We start from the raw sequence: 250 nt of genomic DNA on the forward strand, positions 1-250 counted from the left end.
CTGTTTGGGTCGTTTTGCTACTAACCCTAATCGTTTCATCGAAGTACGGACAAGGAGCATACCGACATTAAAGCCTAGCGCTCGTAATTCACCATGCATACGAACTTTGCCGTATGTGGCACCCATATCAATATGGATTTGCTTCATAGCAGCATCAAGTTTTACACGCTCAGGGCAAATAGGCCTCGGTTTAGATCGATAATAAAATGTACTAGCAGCAATGGATAAACAACGACACACTTGGGTCACA

1 protein-coding gene is annotated in these 250 nt (G+C 43.6%); it reads right to left on the reverse strand.

Going from position 1 to position 250, the window contains the following annotated elements:
* Positions 1–250: IS3 family transposase (locus ACM2FC_RS23690; protein ID WP_498483483.1), on the reverse strand; the 250-nt coding region annotated here is incomplete at both ends.

The organism is Vibrio sp. A37, assembly GCF_059777565.1.